The 23069-nt window shown below is 66.9% G+C and carries 23 protein-coding genes and 1 pseudogene; 9 read left to right on the forward strand and 15 right to left on the reverse strand.

Going from position 1 to position 23069, the window contains the following annotated elements; all coding sequences use genetic code 11:
- Positions 1-10: 10 nt before the first annotated feature.
- Positions 11-1606: an MFS transporter gene (locus ARTB_RS04175; RefSeq protein ID WP_243177836.1), complete on the reverse strand. Its 1596-nt coding sequence runs from the start codon at positions 1604-1606 to the stop codon at positions 11-13.
- Positions 1607-1946: 340 nt separating this feature from the next.
- Between ARTB_RS04175 and ARTB_RS04180 the strand changes: the two genes are divergently transcribed.
- Both ARTB_RS04180 and trxB read left to right on the forward strand, forming a co-directional pair.
- Positions 1947-2588 carry a LysE family translocator gene (locus tag ARTB_RS04180; protein WP_043436044.1) on the forward strand — a complete coding sequence of 214 codons (642 nt, stop codon included), beginning with the start codon at positions 1947-1949 and terminating at the stop codon, positions 2586-2588.
- Between the two features lie 130 nt (positions 2589-2718).
- Positions 2719-3711, forward strand: a complete 993-nt coding sequence (gene trxB / locus ARTB_RS04185) for a thioredoxin-disulfide reductase (protein WP_243177837.1) — start codon at positions 2719-2721, stop codon at positions 3709-3711.
- Between the two features lie 74 nt (positions 3712-3785).
- On the opposite strand, the gene ARTB_RS04190 is transcribed toward trxB, so the two are convergent.
- The 6 genes and pseudogenes from ARTB_RS04190 to ribA form a co-directional block, all read right to left on the reverse strand.
- Positions 3786-4916, reverse strand: a complete 1131-nt coding sequence (locus tag ARTB_RS04190) for a hypothetical protein (protein WP_243177838.1) — start codon at positions 4914-4916, stop codon at positions 3786-3788.
- Between the two features lie 249 nt (positions 4917-5165).
- A complete protein-coding gene (locus ARTB_RS04195; RefSeq protein ID WP_243177839.1) occupies positions 5166-5672 on the reverse strand; it encodes a universal stress protein in 507 nt (168 codons plus the stop codon).
- Between the two features lie 124 nt (positions 5673-5796).
- Entirely contained in the window at positions 5797-6654 is an 858-nt protein-coding gene (locus ARTB_RS04200) for an SDR family oxidoreductase (protein WP_243177840.1), read from the reverse strand.
- A 117-nt stretch (positions 6655-6771) separates the two neighbouring features.
- Positions 6772-7569 carry a dioxygenase family protein gene (locus ARTB_RS04205; protein WP_243177841.1) on the reverse strand — a complete coding sequence of 266 codons (798 nt, stop codon included), beginning with the start codon at positions 7567-7569 and terminating at the stop codon, positions 6772-6774.
- A gap of 43 nt (positions 7570-7612) precedes the next feature.
- Entirely contained in the window at positions 7613-8401 is a 789-nt protein-coding gene (locus tag ARTB_RS21725) for a hypothetical protein (protein WP_308197215.1), read from the reverse strand.
- Between the two features lie 260 nt (positions 8402-8661).
- Positions 8662-9267, reverse strand: a pseudogene (gene ribA / locus ARTB_RS21730) (GTP cyclohydrolase II RibA); the annotation flags it as partial.
- A 225-nt stretch (positions 9268-9492) separates the two neighbouring features.
- Between ribA and ARTB_RS04220 the strand changes: the two are divergent.
- Together ARTB_RS04220 and ARTB_RS04225 are read left to right on the forward strand one after the other, a co-directional pair.
- On the forward strand, positions 9493-9831 hold the full coding sequence (locus ARTB_RS04220; RefSeq protein ID WP_028276742.1) for a YnfA family protein: 339 nt from the start codon (positions 9493-9495) through the stop codon (positions 9829-9831).
- 32 nt (positions 9832-9863) lie between these two features.
- Positions 9864-10268 carry a type II toxin-antitoxin system VapC family toxin gene (locus ARTB_RS04225; RefSeq protein ID WP_243177843.1) on the forward strand — a complete coding sequence of 135 codons (405 nt, stop codon included), beginning with the start codon at positions 9864-9866 and terminating at the stop codon, positions 10266-10268.
- A 12-nt stretch (positions 10269-10280) separates the two neighbouring features.
- On the opposite strand, the gene ARTB_RS04230 is transcribed toward ARTB_RS04225, so the two are convergent.
- Positions 10281-11696, reverse strand: a complete 1416-nt coding sequence (locus ARTB_RS04230; RefSeq protein ID WP_243177844.1) for an aminotransferase-like domain-containing protein — start codon at positions 11694-11696, stop codon at positions 10281-10283.
- On the opposite strand from ARTB_RS04230, the gene ARTB_RS04235 reads away from it, so the two are divergent.
- Both ARTB_RS04235 and ARTB_RS04240 read left to right on the forward strand, forming a co-directional pair.
- The gene (locus ARTB_RS04235; RefSeq protein ID WP_243177845.1) at positions 11695-12711 is read left to right on the forward strand and encodes a DMT family transporter; all 1017 of its coding nucleotides are present in this window, start codon (positions 11695-11697) and stop codon (positions 12709-12711) included. The genes ARTB_RS04230 and ARTB_RS04235 overlap by 2 nt on opposite strands.
- 68 nt (positions 12712-12779) lie before the next feature.
- On the forward strand, positions 12780-13466 hold the full coding sequence (locus tag ARTB_RS04240) for an FMN-binding negative transcriptional regulator (protein WP_243177846.1): 687 nt from the start codon (positions 12780-12782) through the stop codon (positions 13464-13466).
- A gap of 132 nt (positions 13467-13598) precedes the next feature.
- Here ARTB_RS04240 and ARTB_RS04245 read toward each other — a convergent pair whose 3' ends face one another.
- The 6 genes from ARTB_RS04245 to ARTB_RS04270 form a co-directional block, all read right to left on the reverse strand.
- Positions 13599-13883 (reverse strand): hypothetical protein, encoded by a 285-nt coding sequence (locus ARTB_RS04245; RefSeq protein ID WP_243177847.1) that lies wholly within the window; start codon positions 13881-13883, stop codon positions 13599-13601.
- A gap of 142 nt (positions 13884-14025) precedes the next feature.
- Complete coding sequence (locus ARTB_RS04250) at positions 14026-14748, reverse strand: SDR family NAD(P)-dependent oxidoreductase (RefSeq protein WP_243177848.1); 723 nt, start codon at positions 14746-14748, stop codon at positions 14026-14028.
- A gap of 20 nt (positions 14749-14768) precedes the next feature.
- The gene (locus tag ARTB_RS04255) at positions 14769-15536 is read right to left on the reverse strand and encodes an SDR family NAD(P)-dependent oxidoreductase (RefSeq protein WP_243177849.1); all 768 of its coding nucleotides are present in this window, start codon (positions 15534-15536) and stop codon (positions 14769-14771) included.
- Positions 15526-16914 (reverse strand): MFS transporter, encoded by a 1389-nt coding sequence (locus ARTB_RS04260; protein WP_243177850.1) that lies wholly within the window; start codon positions 16912-16914, stop codon positions 15526-15528. Before ARTB_RS04260 ends, ARTB_RS04255 begins: the two co-directional genes overlap by 11 nt.
- Complete coding sequence (locus ARTB_RS04265) at positions 16914-17801, reverse strand: polysaccharide deacetylase family protein (RefSeq protein ID WP_243177851.1); 888 nt, start codon at positions 17799-17801, stop codon at positions 16914-16916. Before ARTB_RS04265 ends, ARTB_RS04260 begins: the two co-directional genes overlap by 1 nt.
- A 99-nt stretch (positions 17802-17900) precedes the next feature.
- Positions 17901-18920: an asparaginase gene (locus tag ARTB_RS04270; protein WP_243177852.1), complete on the reverse strand. Its 1020-nt coding sequence runs from the start codon at positions 18918-18920 to the stop codon at positions 17901-17903.
- 287 nt (positions 18921-19207) lie between these two features.
- On the opposite strand from ARTB_RS04270, the gene ARTB_RS04275 reads away from it, so the two are divergent.
- Positions 19208-20248: a LacI family DNA-binding transcriptional regulator gene (locus ARTB_RS04275; protein WP_243177853.1), complete on the forward strand. Its 1041-nt coding sequence runs from the start codon at positions 19208-19210 to the stop codon at positions 20246-20248.
- Positions 20249-20461: 213 nt separating this feature from the next.
- Here ARTB_RS04275 and ARTB_RS04280 read toward each other — a convergent pair whose 3' ends face one another.
- A complete protein-coding gene (locus ARTB_RS04280; protein WP_243177854.1) occupies positions 20462-21907 on the reverse strand; it encodes a PucR family transcriptional regulator in 1446 nt (481 codons plus the stop codon).
- Between the two features lie 118 nt (positions 21908-22025).
- Here ARTB_RS04280 and pxpA point away from each other — a divergent pair, with 118 nt between their 5' ends.
- Both pxpA and ARTB_RS04290 read left to right on the forward strand, forming a co-directional pair.
- The gene (gene pxpA, locus ARTB_RS04285; protein ID WP_243177855.1) at positions 22026-22793 is read left to right on the forward strand and encodes a 5-oxoprolinase subunit PxpA; all 768 of its coding nucleotides are present in this window, start codon (positions 22026-22028) and stop codon (positions 22791-22793) included.
- Between the two features lie 36 nt (positions 22794-22829).
- Complete coding sequence (locus tag ARTB_RS04290; RefSeq protein ID WP_243177856.1) at positions 22830-23069, forward strand: acetyl-CoA carboxylase; 240 nt, start codon at positions 22830-22832, stop codon at positions 23067-23069.

A 23069-nucleotide genomic window follows, 5' to 3' on the forward strand; every position in this document is an offset into this window, starting at 1 on the left:
GCTGTGGACTTCAGCCCAGGACGCTCCCCTCGCCGGTGCCGGCGGGCTTGGGGTCAGGGATCCGAATCATGCGGAACGAAGTACCCAGCCCGGCAAGGCCGGCAAGGATCGGGACGAACAGTGCAATCTGGAGGGCCAGGGGCCGTGCCTCCGTGTTGATGCGGATGATTTCGTTCTGGATGTCCTCCGGCTGGCCGGCGATCTGTTCCTGGAGTTGCGCGTCGCTCATCACCTGGGCGTCGTCTTCCAGTACCGTCGCGACCTGCTGCTTGTCGTCGGGCGGGAGGACCGTGCTGGCATCGGACAAGCCGATGAAGATGGTCGAGAGCGATGCCAGCATGATGCCGCCGGCGAACGCAAGTCCGAAGGACAAGCCGAACGATCCCGCGGCCGAGTTCACGCTGGCGGCCTCGCTGACCCGCTCGTCCGAAATCGGGGACAAGGTGTAGTTGTTGAGCTGGGATACCAGCAGCCCCAGGCCAAAGCCTGAAATGATCAGCGGGATCAGCAGCCACCAGCCGGAGTCAGCTCGCGGCACGATTGGGACCAGCACCAGCAAACCCGCGATCAGAAACAGAAAGCCCCAACGTATGAGGCTGGCCGGGCGCCGCCTCCCGGACCTCTTCCCGACGATCATGGCGACAGCGAACATGGTCAGCGAGAGCGGGGCGATGGACAGGCCTGACTGCATCGCGTTGTATCCGAGCACCATCTGAAGGTAGATGGGCAGCACGATCATGGTGCCACCCAGAGCGATCTGCTGGAGCATTTGTCCCGTGGCACCAAAGCGGAAGGCTTTTGCTTGGAACAGGTCCGGGTCCAGCAGCGTCGGCTTGTTGCGGCGTTTGCGCTGAAGGAGCCAGTAGACCAGGCCGCCCAGTCCGACGGCACCCACGGCCAGGAGTGCGCCCACTGCCTCGCCGCCTTCCTGCCAGACCAGGATTCCGAGCACGACGCCGCCCATGCCGACGATGGACAGAAGTGATCCGAAGATATCCAGTTCCCGGGGCCCGGTGTACGGCACGTCTTTGACGAGCTTGATTCCGGACAGGACGACCGCGATGATGAGGGCCTCGAGCAGAAAGGCGACGCGCCAGGACAGGAACGTGGTGAGGAAGCCCCCGAGCAGAGGACCGACGGCGGCGGCGATCGCGGCCGACGCGCCGACCAGGGCGTAGACCCGGTGCTGGGCATCTCCCTCGAAATTTCCGTGGATGAGCGACTGCATGGCGGGAAGGAGCAGCGAGGCGCCAAGGCCGCCGATCAGGGCCCAGCAGATGATCACCGGGAGGAGAGTCTGGGCGAGCGTCATCGCCACGGCGCCGACGGCGTAGCAGGAAAGCCCAATGACGTAGGCGCGCTTGCGCCCGATCAGGTCGCCAATCTTGCCGCCGATCAGGATAAAGGCCGCGGATACCAGCGCCTCGAGGGCGATTGTCGACTGGAGTCCGCTGACGGTCGCGCCTATGTCGTCCACCACGGCGGAGATCGATACGTTCATGATCGACGTGTCGACAACCAGCACGAACATCGCCATGGCCAGCAGCAGCGCCAGCCTTTGGTTGAACTGCACCGGCGGGGTCCCGGCGTCCTTCGGAGGGTTCATCGCGGTCCGCCTCCCACACTCGTTGGCTCGCTCGGGTCCACCACACAACCGGACATGTTGCCTCCTCTGGAGCAGACCGGGCAGTTCACGCATGAGCATGGTCCTGCAGGCACATCCCATCAGCGCCCACCGCAATGCGATGCTGATGCAAAGCTAGCGGTCCGGCCTCGAGACCGAATCATGCCCAGCGGGTGAGGTTGCTGCCCCCTTCCGCCGGCGACGAGCGGGGCTGCGCTCCAGTGTGCCCGTATTGGCCTAACGTAGAAGGCTGCCCGGGTTTCGTTCCCGGACAGAAATTCACCACCCACCGCCACAGACTGACGCCCGGAGGAAATCCCCGATGCTGGAACAACTGGCAGCCTTCGTGCTGACCTGCTTGGTCGTAGTGGTGGTGCCCGGACCTGACTTTGCACTTGTCCTCAGGAATGCGCCCCGCGGCACACGGGCGGCAACCACAGCCGCCGCCGGCATAATGGTTGGCAACACGATCCTTGCCGTGCTGGCGGTGCTCGGTGTCACGGCGCTGCTGGGGGCCTCGGAAGTCGTCGGGACCGGGATCAGAATTGCCGGGGCCGCCTACCTGCTCTACCTGGGCCTGCGCGCCTTCGCTGAGGCGTTCGCCAGAACACCCAAACCCAGCCAACCCCCGGCACCGGCAGCAGAACGCCAACGCGGCGGGAGCTCGCCTTTCGTGCAAGGAATGGTGAGCAACTTGCTCAACCCGAAAGTCGCCGTCTTCTACTTGTCGCTGTTCCCGCAGTTCACTGTCGCCCCGTTGCCGCCCCTCGCCCAGCACGCATTGATGGCGGGCATCTTCCTGCTGATCGCGTTGGCCTGGTACGTGCTGCTGCTCAGCGCGCTCAAGAAAGTGACCGGAGTCCTCGCGCGGCCCCGGACCGGCCGGATCGTTGTCGGGGGTTCAGGCGCGGTCCTGGTCGGGGTTGGCGGCACCATCCTGACTCAGACGCTGGCCTCCGCCTAGCTGCCCGGGCAGCTCCCGCGCAGCGTTCCCGGGTGTCCGAACTCCGGATCAACCCCGGGGGCGTTGATAAGCGCCCCACCGGGCGGGATGATCAGCACATGCCGGCAACCGTCACCGAAGGAGCCCGACCGTGAGCGCCGCAATCAAGACAACCGAGAAGCTGATCATCATCGGGTCCGGTCCCGCGGGGTACACCGCGGCGATCTACGCCGCCCGGGCCGGGCTCAAGCCGCTCGTCATCGCCGGTGCGGTCACTGCCGGGGGCGCTCTGATGAACACCACCGAGGTGGAAAACTTCCCCGGTTTCCCGGGCGGCATCCAGGGCCCCGAACTGATGGACGGCCTGCAGCAGCAGGCCGAAAAGTTTGGCGCGCAGGTGGTGTTCGACGACGTCACCGAGGTGCAGCTCGCCGGGCACCTGAAGTGTGTGGTCACCGCCGCCGGGGCGAGACATGAAGCGCCCGCCGTCATCCTCGCCACGGGCTCGGCGTATAAGGAACTGGGCCTGCCGGAGGAGAAGAAGTTCAGCGGCCACGGACTGTCCTGGTGCGCCACTTGCGACGGCTTCTTCTTCCGCGACCAGGACATCATCGTGGTCGGCGGCGGCGACTCGGCGATGGAGGAGGCCACGTTCCTGACCCGCTTCGGCAAATCGGTGACCGTGGTGGTCCGCAAGGGCGAACTGCGCGCCTCCCGGATCATGGCCCAGCGGGCCAAGGACAACCCCAAGATCAGGTTCGCCTGGAACTCCGCCGTCACCGCGATCCACGGCAACGGCAAGGTCACCGGAGTGACCCTGACCGACACCCGCACCGGCGACACCCGGCAGCAGGCCGCCACGGGCATCTTCGTCGCGATCGGGCACGTGCCCCGGACCGAGCTTTTGGCCGGCCAGATAGACCTCGATGCCGACGGCTACATCCAGGTCGACTCCCCTACGACGGTCACCAACCTGACTGGCGTCTTCGCCTGCGGCGACGCCGTGGACCACCGCTACCGCCAGGCCATCACCGCCGCCGGCACCGGCTGCGCCGCGGCCCTGGACGCCGAACGCTTCCTGTCCGCGCTCGAGGACGCCGACAGCATCGCCACAGCGCTGGTCGAAGAACCGACGCACTCATAGGCGAGCCTTGAAGCGGCCCTTCCCGACGGCACTCCCGGCGTCGGCACTTCCGTCGTCGGCAGGCCCCGCGGCACTTACGGGTCGGGCACTGCGCTGTCTGTTGCGGAAACTGGCCGATTCGCAGGCTCAGCCGGCGATGGCAGCGGCCGGGCCGGCAGGTTCGCCTCAAGCTGGTCGGCATCGACGGCTGCGAGGTTACGGATCAGGATGATGAGCCAGGCGAAGATCAGCGACGCGGCGATCAGCTCCACCGCGGTCAGGTTGTAGTAGCCCACCGGGAACCACAGCACCGCGGCGGCGACGATGACCGCCAGGAATAGCCAGCCAAGCGCAGCGAAGGTGGCCGAGACGGACGGAACCAGCGTGCGGATGCGGACAATAAGGGACGCGAAGACCACCACCATGCCGGACGCGACCAGGGTGTGGAGCCCGAAGCGCTCATCGACGGGGAACAATCCCACGCAGGCGAGGAAGACGCCGATCAGGGCGATCCCGCCTTCGAGCAGCCTCACCCGATGCAGCGCGGACGGGGACTTCGCGGTCGCCGCGAGGGTCGCCGTCGCATATCCCGCCAGCGTGGAGATGACCACGCCGGCGACGATCAGGGTGAAGTTGAACGCCACTCCGGAGACGTCGGAGCTCATGCCGAGGGCACTGAGGTTCTCCTGCCACCACAGTGGATCCTGTGCGGTGAGCATGCTCGTGAGCAGGCCGGTGACCAGGAAGCCGGCGAGGAGGGCCGCGAGCCGGTAGGCGGTCATGCTGAGCGCGGACAGGTAGGCGATATAGGCGCTGATGGCTCCTGTGGTCCCGACCAGGACAGCGGCCGCGAACGGGTAGACGACCGCACCGATGAACGCCTGCTGGAACAGCGAAAAGAGCGCCAGCCAGCCGAGCAGGAAGATGCAGGCGTGCGCCAGCGCGAGTGCGGCGATATCGATGGACGTGCGGATCCGGCCTCCCCCGCGGGCCTCCGGTGCCACAGCCGGACGACGTTGCAGGCAACCGGCCACCACCGCCCCGGCGCCCAACACTGCCGTGCCGATCGAGGCAATGTCACCGACTGAACCCCGTCCGGACAACGGGACGGGTTCCCGCCCGATCAGCAGAAAAGCGATGCCGCCCAGGACGAGGAAGGCGGCGCTGCCGACGAAGAGCGCCCGCGCCTCTGACGTGACGGCTGCTGGCTTGTTCGGGTCTACCATCACTCACTTCGATTCGCTGGCGTTAACGGCTCGTGCAGTTCCGCCGTCAGCGTCAGCCCCTTGTGCTCCAGCAATCTTTCGCATCCCGGGCGCTCGCACACCGGCGGTACTCCAACGCTATGGCCGCGGCGGCCCGGGGCCGTCCCCCGGAACGGATGAACCCGCCCCGCCGGCCTCAGGTTTGTTGGCGCGGTGCTGGCCCGCTGTTGGGCCGCCGTCGGTGGACGGAACGCACGGCCGGCGCGTGCGTCACTGACCCGCGTGCGGAACGACCAGTACTGGCCTGCCCTGCAGACGGGTCAGGGAAACGCTGACCGAGCCCTCCAGGAGCCGGCCCATCTGGGCAATCCGCCCAGGCCGCTGCCCGCCGACAATCAGCGCAGCCGCGTCCGCGTTCTGCGCCAGCCGGTCCAGGGCGTGGGCAACTTCGCCGTTCAGCACCCGGAAGGACCATGCCCCGCCGGGAGGACCGAGAATGCCCTCAAGGCAGCTGAGCAGCTGTGAGGCCGGGTATTCGGCTTCGACATTCGGGGCAGGATCAAGTGAGGTGCCATCCAGGACTCCGGCGGGCTCCCACTCGGTGAGGTAGCTCGCCGGGTCCACGAACGCGCAAATCAGGTGCACTCCCATGATCGCGGCGAGCCCGGCGGCGGCCCGTACCAGGCGCTCGTCGAATTCCCACGGCACACCGAGAACCAGCGGGCCGTCCGACCATTCACCGGCCCCGGCCTGCTGAAAATCACCGGGAGTTTCCATGGGTCCTGTCAGTCGAGGCGCGCACCCGCAGGGTGTCTATGCCCTGCGGGCGCAGCGGGAATCCACGCCTTCATTATGCCCACTCCCGGCCTCCCGGTCTCGCTGCCTCCTTGGGCAGTGCGGATTAGCTCGCGGCCGCCGACGTCAGAGCCTGCAACAGCGGCGTCGTCGGCCGACCGATCAGCCGGGACAGCTCGCCAGTGACGGTGGCCAGCAGGCCCGCCTCGGTGTCCGCGTCCAGGGCGGCGAGGAATCCCGCGGTGCCCGTGTCGAGGCCGGCCGCGGTCAGGACCTCAACCAGTTCCGGGGCGGAGACGGGCTGGTAGACAACTTCCCGGCCCGTGATCCGGGTGATCGCCGTCGCCAGTTCCTTGAAGTCCCAGGCGTAGTCGCCGGAGAGTTCGTACGTGCGGCCCTCGTGCCCGGTGGAGCTGAGCACCGCCGCGGCCGCCGCGGCGTAGTCAGCCCGCGTCGCGCTGGCCACCCGGCCGTCACCGGCAGCGGCCACGACGGCGCCCGTCTGCTTGGCCGTTGCCACGGTCTGGGCGTAGTTTTCGGTGTACCAGCCGTTGCGCAGGATGGTGTTGTCGAGTCCCGACGCGCGGATGAGCTCCTCTGTTGCCTTGTGCTCGGGCGCCAGGATCAGTTCGGTGGTGTCCGCGGCCAGGACGGATGTGTAGGCGATGAACCCGACGCCGGCGGCCCTGGCCGCGTCGATGACGTTGCCGTGCTGCGCCACCCGGGAACCCACCTCGCTTCCGGAGACCAGCAGGAGCCTGTCAACTCCCGTGAGCGCGGCCTCGAGAGCCGCGGGATCGGAGTAGTCCGCGACGCGCACCTGGACGCCACGTGCACCCAGCTCCGCGGCTTTCGCGGCGTCGCGCACGATGGCCACCAGCGAATCCGGTTCCTGGCTGGTGAGCAGTTCATCGAGGACCAGTCTGCCCAGCTGTCCTGTCGCACCCGTTACTGCAATCGTCATGTTGCACTCCTCATCAGTGGTCAAGCCACGTCACGTTCTGGTTCGCCGGCGATCCGGCGCTGGCGGGCATAACCGGACCCTGGTCCGGTTCATTCCCCGTGTTACGTTGTGCGACTGCTACGTCAGGGTCCACGACCGCTTGGACAACCCGAACCAGAACCCGTCGATTGCTGTCCTGGCGTGGATGTCTCCCGAGCCGTACGCAGCCCCGAGGGCAACATAGAGCGGAGCCCAGTGCTCGCTGCGGGGGTGCGCTTCCCGGGCGGCGGGCGCCTTGTTCAGGAAGTCGAGGATGGAGTCGACATCGCCGCGGGCCATGGCCTCCTCGGCCCAGTGGTCGAATTCGCTGGAGGCCGCGGGAGGGGCGGAGTCCGGTCCCCCGGCGGGATTGAACCAGCGCAGGTTGTGCGTCGTGAATCCCGATCCGACAATCAGCGTGCCCCGCTCCCGCAAGGGCCCCAGCGACATGCCGAGGTCGAACAACCCCTGCGGATCAAGCGTCGGCATGGACATCTGCACGACCGGCACGTCGGCGTCGGGGTACATCTCCTTCAGCGGAACGTAGGCGCCATGGTCCAGCCCGCGGCTTTCATCGCGCTCCACGTGGTGGCCGTGGCCGGCGACGAGCTTCTCGACTTCGGCAGCCAACTCGGGTGCCTGCGGGGCGTCATAGGCCACCTCGTAGTACTTCTGCGGGAAGCCGCCGAAGTCGTAGACCAGGCCCGGATCCCGCCCGGTTGCACTGAGCGTCACGGGGGCGTTTTCCCAGTGGGCGGAGACCATGAGGATGTCCCGGGGCTTGCCGAAGGTGCCGGACCAGTCGTGGAGTTCGCGGGTCCACGTGGAGTCGTCGGCCAGCGGCGGTGCGCCATGGCTGAGGAAGAGAACCGGGGGGCGGTCAGTGGTCTGAGTCATGGGATCATCCTAATCCATTTTGATTGAAGCTTCAAGCTTCCAGCTAGAACGAGGGCACACTGAACCCAAGATTCAGGAGGCCCCGGCCCGCCTGCTCGAGAACCGGATCCCTCGTCAGCGCCGCATGGTTCATCAGGACATTGACGTCGCGCTGGATCCGCTGGAGCGGATGCGACAGCCGGTGCACACTCCCGCCGGATCCCAGCATGATCACCCGAACCGCCTCGGCCGACGCCTCGCCGCTCAGGGCGAGGGACAGCCGGTACTGCCCGCGGTCCGGCTCCGTCGTGGTCGAAGGCCCGCGCGCATGGGCGGCAGAGACCACCCGGACCGCCTCCTGCCAGTGCAGCCGCGCGGTGGCCTCCAGCCCGAAGGCGTGCGCATACCGGACTTGCGCGAGCGGGGAGTCCGCCTGGCGGTTCTCCACGGCGTGCTTGACCTTCCGGACCATGATCAGCTCGCGGAACAGGTCGAGCGCGTATTCGGCAGACCCCAGGGCAGCGGCCGGGGCCACCATGTTCAGCAGCGCGCCCATGGGGGTGTGGATCAGCGGATCCGCATGGAGCAGGCTCCCCGGATTGGTTTCCGCGCCCAGGAGTTCCCAGTCCAGAGTCCGATGCTCCGGGACGAACAGGTCGCCCGCCCGAATGTCGTTGCTCCCGGTACCCCGCAGGCCGGCCGTCTGCCACACGTCGAGGAGCTCGACGTCGGCCAGCGGCACCAGGCACTGCAGGCGCACGTCGCCGTGCTGCGCGGCGAGCAGCGCCCACCGGGCATGCATGACCCCGGAGGCAAAGGTCCACCGGCCCGAGATGGAGTAGCCTCCGGGCACTTTCGGAGCTCCTCGGTTTCCGCGGCCCGCTCGCGCAGGCCGGGCACGAGCCCCTGGACCCGGGCGAGCATGTCGTCATGGGTCGGGACGGCCGCCGCCCCGGCCCGGGACGCAGCCCCGACGTCGCCAGGGGCAGCGCCGGGGGCACCGCCAGGGGCAGCGCCGGGCGCACCGGCGACGGGTCCGGCGTCGGACGGGAGCACGAGCGTGTGGCCGGTATGGTCGCGTTTTGCGGCCAGGTACCGAAGATTGGCCGCCGAGGCATGGACGCCGGTGGCGACCTGCCCGGACACTTCGAGGCCGAGGCCGGTCAGCTGGGCTGCATTGTCCGGGTTGTTGCTGAGCAGCCGCAGCGTGCTGGCACTCATTGCCTCCAGCATCTGGGCCGCCGCCGTGTAGTCCCGCTCGTCTTCGCCGTGGCCCAGGGCCAGATTCGCGGCGTAGGTGTCAAGGCCGCCATCCTGCAGTGCGTAGGCGTCAAGCTTCGAATACAGGCCGATGCCGCGGCCTTCCTGGCGGAGGTAGAGCAGGAAGCCTCCCTCGGCGGCAATCCGCTCCACGGCCTCCCGCAGCTGCGGGCCACAATTGCACCTCTGGCTCCCGAATACGTCCCCGGTAAGGCACTCGCTGTGCTGCCGCACCAGCGGTCCGGCACCGCCTTGCGCCGCGCCCTGCAGTGCAGCCTCCCACTCGCCGAGGGCCAGCAGCAGGTGCTCCTTGCCGTCGGTGAGCCCGCTGAAGCTCAGCACGTCGGCAACGGCTTCGAACCCGTCGGGGAAGCGCAGCGGCACGACGACGCGGCTGCGCACGGCGGCCGAAGGTGCTGCGGCCCTCGGCGTTGCAGTGGTTTCTGGCGCAAGGGTCATCTCGGGTCCTCAGGTATGGGGCAGCAGGTGCTGACGTCGGCGGGGGCGGAGCCGTCAAGCCAGTCGGCTTCGAGCGGCACAGCCTTTCCGGCCAAGTTTACTTGAACCTTAAAGTTATAGGCCCGGGTGGCCGGTGATGCAAGCGATGACCCCGCATGACGGCCGGGCGGGCGCGTCGGCGCGCACCGGCCCGGATAGGCAACCAGCCGGTGCCATCATGAGGGCGTGACTATCCCGAAAACCATCCTGCTGTTCGTCCTCGCCGCCGTTGCCGAAATAGGTGGGGCCTGGCTCGTCTGGCAGTCCGTCCGTGAGGGCCGGGCCTGGTGGTGGGCCGGGCTGGGTGTCGTGGCGCTGGGCATCTACGGCTTTGCCGCGACGTTGCAGCCGGACGCACACTTCGGGCGTATCCTCGCCGCGTACGGCGGCGTGTTCGTGGCCGGTTCACTGGCCTGGGGCATGATCTTCGACGGCTTCCGGCCCGACCGGTGGGACGTCCTGGGTTCGGTGATCTGCCTGTTCGGGGTCGCCGTCATCATGTTCGCGCCCCGCGAGGCGGGATGACCGCCGCTGTACCCAGGAAGGATCCAGTAACCATGACCCGATTCGTGATTGGCCCGGACGTTGCCCTTCATCTTGCCCTCGAAAGGCCGGCGGTTTCAGACGATCACCAGCTGGTGGCGCCGACGCTCCTCCGCTCGCAGGTGCTCTCGCTCCTGTACCAGTCAGTCCGGCGCGGCGACGTGACGCGGGCCGATGCCAATCGTCAGCTCGACTACATCCGGGGCCTTCGCATCCGGCTCCTCGGCGACCGCGTCCTGCAACGCACCGCGTGGAGCCTCGCCGAGGAACTTGGCTTGGATGACACCCTCGACGCCGAATACGTGGCCCTGGCCCGGCTTCAGGCAGACGCCTTTGTGACGCTCAACGCCGGGCTCGCCCGCTCCGTGCAGGGCCTCGTGACGCTCGCGGCACCTGAGGCGCTGCTCACGCCGGCGTAGCGCGGCGGCGGCCTACCGCCCGGCGGTGCGTTCGAGCACCTGGCCGAGGATCCGCGCGCCTTCCCGGAAAGCGCCCGGATTGGGTCCGGCGAAGTTCAGCCGGATGAACGGTCCGGCCGGTTCGGCCGGGAACCACTCGGTACCGGCCGCGATGATGACCCCCGCGGCCTCGCAGTCCCCTACGAACTGGTCGACGTCGGTCCCGTCGGGAAGGCGGACCCAGAGGTTGAGCCCGCCCGTGGGCACGTGCTCCACGTGGGCCAGCGGGGCAAGTTCCCGCAGGCTGCTGAGCATGAGATCACGGCGGGACTGGAGCTGCAGCCGCAGTCCGCGCAGGTGTGTCTGCCATCCCGGCTGCGTGACGACGTCGAGGGCGGCCGCCTGGAGAACGCCGCTGACATACATGGACTCGGCGCCCCGGTCGGCCAGGATGCGATCACGTGCCGGGCCGCGGGCGATCACCGCGGCAATGCGTATGGCCGGGGACACGCTCTTGGTCAGCGAACGGAGATAAACGACATGGCCGGAATCGTCGAGGCTGGCAACGGGCACGGAATCCGTGGTGATTCCGAAGTCATGGGCCCAGTCATCCTCCACCAGGAAAGCACCGTGTTCGCGCACCACGTCGAGCACCTGCTCGCGCAGGCGGGCGGGCCATTGCGCCCCGGTGGGATTCGCATAGTTCGGCTGCGCGTAGAACAGCCGGGCGCCGGTCTCGTCAAAGGCGCGGGCCAGGTCCTCGGGGTCCGGGCCTTCGGGACCGCTGGGTACCGGAACAACCCGGACACCGGACTGCGCCGCGGCCTGGAGCGCCCCCCAGTATGTCGGGGATTCCACCAGCAGCGGCTGCCCGCTGCCGACCAGCGCCCGGAACACGGAACTGAGCCCGCCCTGGCTCCCCGGGAGTACGATCACGTCGCGCGGCGTTGGCGGGGCGACGCCGGCCCCGGTAGCCCCCCGGAGCTCGTGCGCGAACCAGGATTGCAGGTCGGGCAGGCCCGCGGCAGGCGGACGTGACAGGGCAGCCTCACCCCGGGCAGCCCGGGTCAGAGCTGCCCTGACCAGCCGCTCGGGCAGCAGTTCCCGGTCCGGATAGCCTGAATGGAAAGCGATGACGTCGTTTGAGGCGCTGCGCATCGCAGTGGAGACGGGGCGGAGCGGCGCCCGGGGCGATCCCAGCGCCGTCGTCTGCCAGCCGTAGTCCGCCGGCCGCGCTGTTCGAACGGCCCGCACGAACGTCCCGACGCCGGGGCGGCTGTCGATCAGGCCCTGCGCGGAGAGGGTCCGCAGGACCTTTTGCACGGTCACGGGGCTGGCCTGGTACTCGGCGACCAGGGAACGCGTGGAAGGCAGCCGGGCGCCCGGCGCGGCGGCCGCAATCCATTCCCGGAGCCGCGCCGCCATCCGCGTGGTGCTATCGTAAGACATGAAAGGCAATAGTAGCGCTACTCAGGAGATCAAACAACCGTTATCGTCCCGGCCGGCAGCCGGACTGTGGTGGGGGTTCGTCGGCGTCGCCGCATTTTCCTTCACACTGCCGTTCACCCGGGTGGCGGTTGCGGGGTTGTCTCCGTTGTTCATCGGATCGGGCCGGGCTGTTGTTGCGACCGTTCTCGCCGCGTTCGCCCTCACTTTGACCCGGCAGCGCCTGCCCCGGGGCGCCCAGTGGGCGCGTATTGCGGTGGTCGCCGGCGGCGTGGTGGTCGGATTCCCGCTGCTGACCTCCTTCGCCCTCACCTCGGTTCCCGCCAGCCACGGCGCGGTTGTTATTGCGCTACTCCCCGCGGCGACCGCAACGATGGCGGTGATCCGCGGCCACGAACGGCCGCCCAGGTCTTTCTGGATGATCACCGGCGCGGGCGCAGTGGCGGCGATTGGTTTCGCCTCTGCGCAGTCCGGCGGCATCGGGCAACTGCAATTGGCCGACCTGCTGCTGTTCGGCGCCGTCCTCTCGGCGGCAATCGGCTACGCCGAAGGCGGCCTGCTGGCCCGCGAACTCGGCTCGTGGCAGACCGTCTCCTGGGCCCTCGTTCTGTCCTCGCCGCTCATGGCCGGCATCGCGGCCTTTTCTATGGCCAGCCAGCCTCCCTCCGCTACTCCCGTGCAGTGGGCGGCCTTCGCATACCTGGGCGTCGTGAGCATGTTTTTCGGCTTCTTCGCCTGGTACCGCGGCCTGGCCATCGGACCCATGGCGCAGGTCAGCCAGATCCAACTCGTCCAGCCGGTCTTGAGCATCTGCTGGGCCGGGCTCATACTGGGCGAAGACTTGACCTGGGCGACCATCATCGGCGGCACGGCGGTCATCCTCTGCGCCGGCCTGGCCGTCCGCTCCCGGCCACGTGCGGCCAGGGAGGCGGGAAGCAATGCGGGCGTGCTGGACAGCCCCCAGGACAGCCCGGGGAACAACGCGAAGGACACCGTGACAGTGAAACAATCCGGCTGATCTGATCACACGCCCCGCCCCCGAAGCCGCCCAGCCCAGACCCGATCCGCAATCCGAATGGAAGTTCCGTGTACATCCCCGCACATTTCGCCGCCGGCCCCGATGCAGTCCGGCATCTGCTCACGCGACCGTCCGCGGCCAACCTGGTCACCGCAACCGCGAAGGGCATGCTTGCCACGCTGCTGCCCTTCGTCTTCGACCCCTCGGCCGGTGAGCACGGTGCCCTGCACGCGCATCTGGCCCGCAACAACCCCCAGTGGTCTGAACCCGCCCTCGGCGAATCGCTCGCCATTATCCAGGGCGCGGACGCCTACATCTCGCCGCGGTGGTATGCGTCCAAGGCGGAGCACGGACGCGTGGTTCCCACTTGGAACTACTCCACGGCCCACGTGTACGGCACCCTGGTCATCCACGACGATCCCGCCTGGCTCGCCAGCCATGTGAGGCGGCTGAGCAACCACAACGAGGCCGGCTCCGAGCAGCCCTGGACTGTCGAGGATGCCCCGGAGCGCTACATTGCCGGCCAGTTGCGCGCGATCGTCGGCGTCGAGCTTCTCATCACGAGGATCGAGGCGAAGCACAAACTCAGCCAGAACCGGCCCGGCGCCGATGTTGACGGTGTGGTGGCCGGGCTGCGGGCCCGCGGTGACCTGGAAAGCGCGGCGGACGTCGAGAACGCGCGACAGGGCCGCGAGCAGATTCGCTGCCCGCACTCCGACTCCCCGGCCGCGCCCCCGGCTACGCCTGCATCCTGATGGCTGAAGGCTGACCCCGGCACTTGGGCCCGGCCCGGCCGTTTGGCTAGGTTTTCGCGACGAATTCGGGCCGGGCGCCGCGGAAAAGGTCAGGCGCTACGGGGATCCCCGTAGCGCCTGACCTGTGGCGTGTCACGTGTCCGTTTCCGTAGCGGAATCCTGTGCCATCTCGTGGCCGAGGTTCATCACCCGGCGCGCCAACTCCCCCGGGTCCGGTTCCCCGGCCCCCAGCGCCCCCGTGCCCAGTTCACCGGCTCCCGGTTCACCCGCTCCCAGGTCCCCGGCGGCACGCAGGTCCTGCCGCTGCAGCCCCGGCCTGCCCAGCAGGACAGCCGACCACAGCGCCTGCACGGTTGATACGGCCACCGTGGCTCCCGTCGGCCCCGAGACCAGCCAGCCGCCGCTGGTCGCGGCCACTTTCGGGGCTCCTGGCCAGGATTGGCTGGCACCATTAATCGTTTGGGCGACAATCAGGTGCTGCCGCAGCGTTCTGATCGAACCCAGGACAGGATCGCTCACCACATTTCGTCCACAGGCACCGCACATATAGGTCTCCCTCCTAGGGCATGACGTCGCCGGAATTGGGTCCGAGTGTCTGCCCCACGTACAAGTTGCCGCCGGGATCGCTGGCCAAAAGCAGCGCCGTTGGCGCCACCTCGTCCGCCAGCCCGAAGCGCAGCAGCGGCAGCCCGGCACGCTTCGCCGCTTTCCATTCCTCCGAGATGCCGTCAACCAAGGGCGTCTCGATGGGGCCCGGGGCAATGTTGTTGACCAGCACGTTGTCGGCGGCCGTTTCCAGGGCCAGGGCCTTGGTCAGCCCCACGACTCCGGCTTTGGCGGCGCTGTAGTGGCTGAGCCCGGTGCCGCCCTTGATAGCCAGCTGGGAGGCGATGTTGATAATCCGGCCCCACTTCTGCTGCCGCATCTCCCCCACCACCTCCCGGCAGCAGAGGAAGACACCGGTCAGGTCCACGGCAATCGTCTCGTTCCACATGGCAAGCGTCATGTCTTCCAACGGCGATTCCGTCAGCAGGCCGGCGCTGTTCACGAGAATGTCGATGCTTCCGAGCTGGGAGCGTGCGGCGGCAAAGGCCGCCTTCACGCTCGCCTCGTCTGAGACGTCGACGGCGATGCTTCCCGCCGCGCCCGACCGGTCCAGGACGACGACTCTGTCGCCGTTGGCGGTGAAGGCCTCGGCGATGGCCTTGCCGATGCCGCTGGCTCCGCCGGTGACCACAACGGCGCGGCCCTCCGTTTTCCGGGAGGCGTCAGGGTTGTTCATTCTTGTCCTTCCGAGGCTTTTCAGGCACGCATCTTGATGGTGAGGCCGCCGTCAACAATCAGGGACTGGCCCGTGACGTAGACAGCGTCATCGGAGGTCAGGAAGCCGATCACGCTGGCAACCTCCTGGGGACGTCCGACCCGGCCCCAGGGGATTTCCAAACCGGCGCGTTGCAGGCCCTCGGGCCCGAGGGAATTCACCGGATCCAGGGACTGGGGAGTTTCGATCAGTCCGGGGATAACGGCGTTGGCGCGGATGCCGCGCGGCCCCAACTCGGCGGCCACACTGCGGATCAGGCCGAGCACGCCGGCCTTGGCGGCTGCGTAGTGGGCATGTTCCTCCCAGCCGTAGACGCCGCCGGCAATGGAGGATACGGCAACCATCGCTCCGCCGTTGGTCATCTTCGCGGACCCGGCGCGCAGGGTCCGCAACACGCCGGTGAGGTCGACGTCGAGCATGTCGTGCCAGCGCTGATCGGTCATCTCCTCCAGCGGTGAGTTGCGCAGGATTCCGGCGTTGGCCACGGCGTAGTCCAGGCGGCCGTACTCGTCGACGGCGCGTTCGGCGAAGGCATCGACAGACGGGGTACTGCGGACGTCCACTTCGTGGATGACCCCCTGGCCGCCGGCGTCCTTCACCATCCGAAGGGTTTCCTCCGGGTCGTGCGGGTCGCCGGGAAAGGTTCCGATGACAGAATGCACGCCGCGGTGGGCGTAGTGGACCGCGAGGGCCCGTCCTATGCCGCTGGCCGCTCCGGTGATCGCGGCCACCCTGTTCTCAGGCGTCATGGGGGTGGTCCTCGAGCAGGGCTTCGACCGGCGGCTTCGCGGCGATCATCAGCAGGCCGGAGAAAAGGGTTCCGGCCGCGCCGACCCACAAGGCTGCAGCACCGGTTCCTACGCTGGCGGCCGCTAGCGTGAACAGGAAACCACCGAGAATCGTGCCGGGCTGGCTCATTGCGCCGATAAAGGCTGTGCCGGTGGCACGGCAGCTGACGGGGTAGCACTCCGCCATGAAGTACTGGATCGCGGCGTACGGTCCGACCAGGAAGAACAGTCCGGCGCCGTAGGTGACGATGATCATGAAGGGGTCCGTGGCAAGGGGGCTGAGCATGATGGCGAAGGAGATGCCGGAGATAATCCAGCCTCCGATGATGGTCCGCTTGCGGCCGATCTTGTCACCGAGCCACCCATGGAAGACATAGCCGAAGTACGCCAGCCCGTTGATGACGATCAGCATCCAGAAGGCGTCAGAAAGTTCCACACCCTTGGCGTTCTTCAGAACAGAACTGCCGAGAATGCTGAAAATAAGGATGCCGAAGAAGTTGAAGATCCAGGCCAGCGACAGGACGATCGTATTCCGGCGCAGGTGCGGCTCCCAGATGCGCTTGAGCGGGGCTGCGGAGGAGTGCTCGACGCCGAAGGCGTGGGCCAGGGAATGGGCTTCCTCGGTCTTGCCGCTCTTCTCGAGTTGGGTCAGTTTGTGGTGCAGTTCGAACTGCGGCGTCTCCTTCAGTTTCTTGGCGATGACCCACACGATGATCGCGGCCGGAACGGTCGCCATCAGGTATAGGGCACGCCAGCCGAGGGACGGGAGGAAGACGAGGGCGAGGGCGCTGGCAAGCAGGAAGCCCAGCGGCCAGCCACCCTGGATGAAGGAGTAGTGGAAGCCGGGGCGCTTGCGCTTATCCGCGACTTCGGTGACCTGGTAGACCTCGTTCATGTAGGTGGCGTTGACGGCCTGCTCCGAGAACCCGAGCCCGCCGAAGGAACGGACCAGCACCAGCAGGCCGTTGCTGAGGAACGGGATCCCGGTCGGAATCAGGGCCGTCAGGCCCGAGACAATGGCGGTCCCGCCGATCGTGGTCATCATGCCCTTGCGGCGGCCGAGCCGGTCAATGACCGGGCCGATTCCGAAGCAGACGATCGCGGTGCCGACGGCGATCCAGGTGTTGATTGCGTACGCTTCGGTGGCGGTCCAGCCGAACTCCTGCTGCATGGCCGGCAGGAGGGTGCCGAAAAGTCCGAAGTCGAATACGGCGACCGTCCAGGCACAGAGCGCCAAGACGGTGGCGACGGTTGTGTGGTGCTTGGAGAAAACCGGGAAGCGGCGTTTTTCGTCCGGTCCGGGTTGCGTCAGATCGACGGCGGGCTGCTGGATGGTCATTACTGGTTTTCCTTTCGGGGGCTGCGTGCGAGGAAGGAGTCCGCTATCTGGTCGAACTTCAGCCAGCTGACGCCTTCGTGGGAATTGATGTGTTCGATGAGGCGCTCAAGCATGAGCAGCACTTGGGGGCGGCCCGAGACATCCGGATGGATGGTCATGGTGAAGACGGCCTGATCCATTTCCCGGTACACCCAGTCGAACTGGTCGCGCCACATTTGTTCGATATCCCGGGGACTGACGAATCCGTGGGAGTTCGGGGCCGCCTTGATGAACATCATGGGAGGCAGGTCGTCCAGGTACCAGTTGGCCGGGATCTCGACGAGGTCGGTTTCCGTGCCCCTGACCAGCGGCTCCATCCAGGTTTCGGCAGCCTTGGTGTAGTCGATCTTCTTCCAGCTGTCGCCGACCCGGACGTAGTAGGGCTCGAAGTCCTTGTGCATCAGGGAGTGGTCGTATTTGATCCCGCGTTCGAGCAGGATCTCGTTGGTGACCGGGGAAAATTCCCACCAGGGAGCAACGTAGCCCGTGGGCCGTCGGCCGGAGACTTTCTCGATGAGTTGGATTGACCGGTCCAGGATGGCCGTCTCCTGCTCGCGGGTCATGGCGATGGGGTTTTCATGCGAGTACCCGTGCACGCCGATTTCGTGCCCGGCGTCGACGATCATCCGCGTCAGGTCCGGGAAGGTCTCGATCGAGTGGCCCGGCACGAACCAGGTGGCGGGCAGGCTGTACTTCTCGAAAAGCCGGATGAGGCGCGGGCCGCCGACCTCGCCGCTGAACAAGCCGCGGGAGATATCGCAGGGCGAGTCCTCGCCCCCGTAGGAGCCGAGCATTCCGGCAACTGCGTCCACGTCCACGCCGAACGCGACTTGGATGTCCTTAGTCATGAGATCAACCTTTCACTGCGCTTTTGTTGAGGTTTGGCTTCTTGTTGAGGTTTGTCTTTGGGCTGTGGCTTGTTGGTGAGGCCTGGCTTTGGGCGGGAACTAGTCAGCGAGCGTGCCCCTCCGGGCGAAGGCGTCCGCGATCCCGTCGGCGGGAGTGCCGAGCCTGAGCAGAAGGCTCAGCAGGACCAGCGATTGGGATGGCTTGAGCAGCCCGGCGGGGATGGCACCGGCAGCGCGCAGATCCTCGCCGCCGCCGTCGCCGTAGCGGGGCACTACGGCACCGGCTTCCACGCGGGTGCTCGTCACCACCACGACGCCGGCCGCGGTGGCGTCGGCGACTTCCTGGCACAGCACGCGGTTTGCGTTGCCCGTTCCCGTCCCTTGGAGCACGATCCCTGCGGCCCCGGCCTGCCGAGCGGCCCGCAGGAGGGTGGCGTCAGCTCCGGGGTGGGCAGCAACGAGGTCCACGCGCGGCGAACCGGCGTCCGCGCCCGGCAGGGGCAACGGGGAAGATCCGGGCCGTACCGCCTGGATTTCGACCTCGCCAGAGTCGGACACCGATCCCACGGTTCCGAAGTCCGGGTTGGCGAAGGCGTCGAGGCTGGTCGTGTGGCGCTTGCGGACGCCGGCCGCAGGGAAGATAGTCCCGGCAAACGCCAGCAGCACACCGGTTCCCCGCGCCCGCGGAGAACCGGCGACGGCGATCGCGCGGGACAGATTGCCAGGACCGTCAGGGGAGTCGGCGTCGGCAGCCTGCTGCGCTCCGGTGAATACCACCGGGCGGGGATCATCGTGGGTGAGGTCAACGAGATAGGCCGTTTCCTCCATCGTGTCCGTCCCGTGGGTGACCACGACGCCCAGAACCTGCGGATCGGCCAATACTTGCCGGATCGTGGCGCAGATGGCGATCATGTCGTCGACTGTCAGCAGGTACGAGCCTTTCCGGAAAACGTCGACCACGCGGACCGGATGGGCCGCTGGCACTCCCATGCTGGCAAACACCTGCTCCCCCGTGTCGGACGCCACCGCGGCTCCGCCGGCCTCGGACGCGCGGGAAGAAATCGTTCCTCCCGTGGCCAGCAGGACCACGTGGGGGCCAACTGAATCTGTGACGGTCATGTCCACTCCGTTTGTTCTGTAACTGTTTCCGCGCACTTACCCAATCGATTGGGTTGTTGGCTAAAAGTTATCCCTGCCATGTTTCCTGCAGATGCTCCCGGAAGTTTCAGGGGGGTAAATACTTCGCCGCCAGCTCCCGGGATTCCGTCTACCCAATCGATTGGGTACGCCGTTTGATTGACTATAGAATGTGAGGTGCGACACGTCAAGAGTGCCTGGACCAAAGATCCGGGCATTATCAGGCACCCTTGGTGATGACGACCTTTTGAGCTGAGGCAGGGGACTGAATGGAAGAGAGCACGGCCGGTGGCCGCACCATCACGCTGAAGGATCTCGCGAGCGAGCTCGGCATCCACCCCTCGACCGTATCCAGGATCCTGCACTCGGGCTCCGAGGTGGCGCGCGGGGCAGCCTCCGTAGCTACCGCCGAACGCGTGCGTGAGCTCGCTCGGAAGCGCGGCTACTCCCCCGACCCGCAGGCCGCCGGCCTGCGGACGCGGCGCACGCATCTCATGGGCGTGATAGTTCCCCGGCTTTCGGACCTCGTTCTGGCGATTATGTACGAGGGGATCGACGAAGCCGCGGCGGAGCTCGGCTATTCCACGTTTGTCATGAACTCGCGCGATGAGCCCGAGGAGCAGCGCCGCAAAACGGAGTCCATGCTGGCCCGACGCGTGGACGGGCTGATCATCGGCGATGCACACTTGGACAGCGGCCTGTTGCGGGAGCTCGCCTCCCGGAAAGTGCCGTTCGTGCTCATGAACCGGCGCGTCCCGGGCTTCCCATCGGCCACCTGCGACGACGTCCTTGGCGGCGAGCTTGTGGCCGACCACCTGTGGGGCATGGGGCACCGGGACGTCGCCGTGATCGCCGGCGAGCCCTATGCCAGCACGGCCGTCGACCGGACGGCCGGTTTCGTGGACCGCTGGCGTGCGCTGGGCGGGAAGATTCCCCCTGACGCCGTTGTGTGGTCCCGATTCGATACCGGCGGAGGACGGGAAGCGGCCGAGACCATCCTGGCTCACGGCAACTCCCACCCGACTGCACTGTTCGCCGTCAACGACTTCGCGGCCATCGGCGCCATGGGAGCCCTGCGTTCCCATGGCCTCGGCGTCGGCCGCGACGTGGCGGTGGTTGGCTTCAATGACACCTCGCTGGCCGCGGAACTGCCCATCCCGCTCTCTTCAGTCCGCTCGCCCATGCTGGATATCGGGCGGACTGCGGTACAGCTCCTTAAGGGCGTCCTGGACGGCCGGGAGGTCGAATCCATCAGACTGAAGCCGGTACTGTGCGTGCGGGAAAGCAGCGCCTTCAGGACCCCGGTGTGACACTGCAAGTGAATCCTCCAGTCAGTCGAATCAGTGGGTGGAAGCGGGAGGCCATACGGGCCCGCGCCGTCCGCCAATCAATAGCCCAACCGTGGGGCTCCAAACCCATGAGTTGAGGAGCCCATGAGTTGAGATTAGTGATCCGTCTCACAGTGTCACATTGGCATTACTCCCAAGATTGAGACTGCTTTTCGTGCAAGCTGCACATTCGCCTTAGCGGGCGGACGCAACAATCCCGAGAGCGAGCATGCACGTGGCGCGGACTTCGCCATCGGACAGATCCAGTTTCAGCAGCTCCTCGATTTTCCGCAGCCGGTAGCTGAGCGTATTCCGATGAATAAAGAGCTCGTCGCAGATCTTCGCGGAGTTCCCGCTGTGGCGCAGGTACGCGTCGAAGGTCTCCCGCAGCGAACTGCCGCCGTCGGAGGCCAAGGGAGCCAGCAGCCGCTGGCACATTGCCACCAGCCCCGGGCTGGGCAATCCCTGCACAATGCCGGCGAGATCGGCCGTTGGCGCCTGGTGCACGCCGGGCTGTCCCAGGTGACGGCGGGCAAGCTGAAGCGCGAGCGGCAGTTCACTGAGGCCCGCGGATTCCGAGACAATAACGGATAGTTCCGGGACGTCCGTAAAGAACGCCCGGGCGGCATCCAGCAGGTCGGCCTGCGCGTGCCCCTGCTGCAGCAAGAGAGTCGTGAGCCCTGCTTCTTCCATGAACCTCACCGTGCCGAACCCGGCCTGAAGTCCCACCCGGGCGCGCCATGCGATGGCGCGCAACTTTGCGGGGGCCACCTCTTCTGAGGTGCCGATGAGCACCGCACCCCAGTCCGTGTCAGGATCGAACCCGGATTCGAGGGCGTAGCGGCGCAGCGGCACGGACGGCTCGCCGCGGTCTTCATATAGGGCTTCCATAAAGCGTGCGGCTTCCCGGGAATGCAGGGGCGAATGGGAACCGAGGGTATAGCTAAGTTGCATAGCGATGACGGCGGCCACGGGGCCCAGGATGGGCTGCAGCACAATGTTGCTCCCGATCCCCTCGATGGCAAGCCTGAACTGCTCGGATTCACCGCTGGGCAGGCGCAGCGCGGTCCGCGCGGTCCCTCCGTGAGCCGCGCCCGCCGAGACGAGTTCGAAGGCATTCTGGTCGATCACGGCCACCCTCGCATTAATGGCGTCCGCCACCCTCGCCAGCACCTCCGCCAAGGAATGTCCGTCGGCCGCCAACCGGGTGCATTGGTCCGCCAGTTCCCACCCCTTCCGCAACTCCTCATAGCGCTCGGCAGCGATGACCCGCTCCACGTGCCGCATGACCAGCACAAAGGGCACCTGCGGCGCGAGCTCCAACAATGGCAGGCCGTGCACCTCGCAGGCACGGAGCAGGCCGGCCGGCAGCTCGCTGTGGGCCGCGCCCAAGCCGAACGCCAGACCGGAGACGGGGACGGAAACCAGCCGTTCCACGTAGGCGTCCCAGGTCCGGAAGTCCTTGACGTTCAGGCCCATGCCGTTGGTCAGCACCAAGGCGTTCACGCTAAGGAAGGGCGTGGGGTCCATGTGTTCGGTGGGGGCGCACCAAGTGATGGGCCGGGCCAGGCGGCCTTCGCCGCCGGCAACACGGAGTCGGATGTTGAGATCGGCGTTGTCGGCTAAGTCTGAAATTCGCACGGGCCCTCCAACTATGGCGGGACGCCCCGCCGGACAGTGCAACAACCATAAGTCATGCCTGCAGATTCAGCGACCTGCACAATATCGGGCGCGTGAATTGCTGAGTAGCGTTGCATTCATGCAAACCAATGTGACCCCCGACACCTCTCCCGAGGCCTCTCCCCACACTTCAGGGCGGGTGCTCTTGAACTCCGATTTGGGCGAAGGCCTCGGCCTTCACGAGTTCGGCAATGACGAAGAACTCATGCGCATCATCGACGTCGCCAACGTGGCCTGTGGGTATCATGCCGGCGATCCCGACGTCATGGAACGGACCGTGGCGTTGGCTGCAGAGCACGGCGTGGCAGTCGGAGCGCACCCCGGCCTGCCGGACTTTGTGGGGTTTGGACGCCGCCGAATGGTGCTCACCCCGGCGGAGGTAGAGTCGATCATCCTGTACCAGACCGGGGCCCTGACAGCGTTCCTCGCAAAGCACGGGCTGAAACTGAACCACATCAAGCCGCACGGCGCCCTCTACGGCATGCTGGCCGGCGACGAGGAACTAATGCAAGCCGCGGCCGGCACAGCCTTGCAGTTCGGCGTTCCGTTTTTCGGGCTCGCAGGGACCGCCCACGAAAGCGTGTGCCGGGCCATGGGGGTGGACTTCGTGCCCGAACTCTATGTTGACCTCAACTACGGCCCGGGCGGTGAGCTGCTGATCCAGCGCCGCCCGGCGCCCACCGATCCCGACGCCGCGGCCGAGCGTGTCAGCAGGGCGCTGGCGGGCAAGCCAGTCCTCGCTGTTGACGGCACCGAACTGGACATCCAGTTCCAAAGCATCTGCGTCCACTCCGACGCACCCAATTCTGTCGCAGTGGCCACAGCAGTGCGTGCGGTCCTTGGCTGAACCGATCTATCCAAACCACCTGAAAGAGAGCATCCCGTGGCAACCATCATTTCCCCGCTCCCCGGCGTCTTCTACCGCAAGCCCGGCCCCGGCAAGCCGCCTTTCGCCAATGAAGGCGACGCCATCGAGGTCGGACAGACCCTCGGCATTATCGAAATCATGAAACAGTTCACCGAAATCCAGTCCGATGTGGCCGGCACCCTGGAGTCGTTTGAGGTCAACGAGGGCGACATGGTCAACCCAGGCGACGCAATCGTCGTCGTCCGGGAAGGATAG

Origin of the sequence: Arthrobacter humicola, assembly GCF_022803015.1 — a bacterium.
Classification (GTDB): Bacteria; Actinomycetota; Actinomycetes; order Actinomycetales; family Micrococcaceae; genus Arthrobacter; species Arthrobacter humicola_A.

What these genes read in the sequence shown, in the direction of transcription:
- ARTB_RS04230 (WP_243177844.1), bottom strand. Translation starts at nt 11,696, where the DNA reads ATGTCTTACGATAGCACCACGCGGATGGCGGCGCGGCTCCGGGAATGG.
- ARTB_RS04265 (WP_243177851.1), bottom strand. Translation starts at nt 17,801, where the DNA reads ATGACTAAGGACATCCAAGTCGCGTTCGGCGTGGACGTGGACGCAGTT.
- ARTB_RS04225 (WP_243177843.1), top strand. Translation starts at nt 9,864, where the DNA reads ATGACCCGATTCGTGATTGGCCCGGACGTTGCCCTTCATCTTGCCCTC.
- ARTB_RS04175 (WP_243177836.1), bottom strand. Translation starts at nt 1,606, where the DNA reads ATGAACCCTCCGAAGGACGCCGGGACCCCGCCGGTGCAGTTCAACCAA.
- ARTB_RS04180 (WP_043436044.1), top strand. Translation starts at nt 1,947, where the DNA reads ATGCTGGAACAACTGGCAGCCTTCGTGCTGACCTGCTTGGTCGTAGTG.
- ARTB_RS04255 (WP_243177849.1), bottom strand. Translation starts at nt 15,536, where the DNA reads ATGACGCCTGAGAACAGGGTGGCCGCGATCACCGGAGCGGCCAGCGGC.
- ARTB_RS04275 (WP_243177853.1), top strand. Translation starts at nt 19,208, where the DNA reads ATGGAAGAGAGCACGGCCGGTGGCCGCACCATCACGCTGAAGGATCTC.
- ARTB_RS04235 (WP_243177845.1), top strand. Translation starts at nt 11,695, where the DNA reads ATGAAAGGCAATAGTAGCGCTACTCAGGAGATCAAACAACCGTTATCG.
- ARTB_RS04195 (WP_243177839.1), bottom strand. Translation starts at nt 5,672, where the DNA reads ATGGAAACTCCCGGTGATTTTCAGCAGGCCGGGGCCGGTGAATGGTCG.
- ARTB_RS04260 (WP_243177850.1), bottom strand. Translation starts at nt 16,914, where the DNA reads ATGACCATCCAGCAGCCCGCCGTCGATCTGACGCAACCCGGACCGGAC.
- ARTB_RS04250 (WP_243177848.1), bottom strand. Translation starts at nt 14,748, where the DNA reads ATGAACAACCCTGACGCCTCCCGGAAAACGGAGGGCCGCGCCGTTGTG.
- ARTB_RS04205 (WP_243177841.1), bottom strand. Translation starts at nt 7,569, where the DNA reads ATGACTCAGACCACTGACCGCCCCCCGGTTCTCTTCCTCAGCCATGGC.
- ARTB_RS04190 (WP_243177838.1), bottom strand. Translation starts at nt 4,916, where the DNA reads ATGGTAGACCCGAACAAGCCAGCAGCCGTCACGTCAGAGGCGCGGGCG.
- ARTB_RS04270 (WP_243177852.1), bottom strand. Translation starts at nt 18,920, where the DNA reads ATGACCGTCACAGATTCAGTTGGCCCCCACGTGGTCCTGCTGGCCACG.
- pxpA (WP_243177855.1), top strand. Translation starts at nt 22,026, where the DNA reads ATGCAAACCAATGTGACCCCCGACACCTCTCCCGAGGCCTCTCCCCAC.
- ARTB_RS04200 (WP_243177840.1), bottom strand. Translation starts at nt 6,654, where the DNA reads ATGACGATTGCAGTAACGGGTGCGACAGGACAGCTGGGCAGACTGGTC.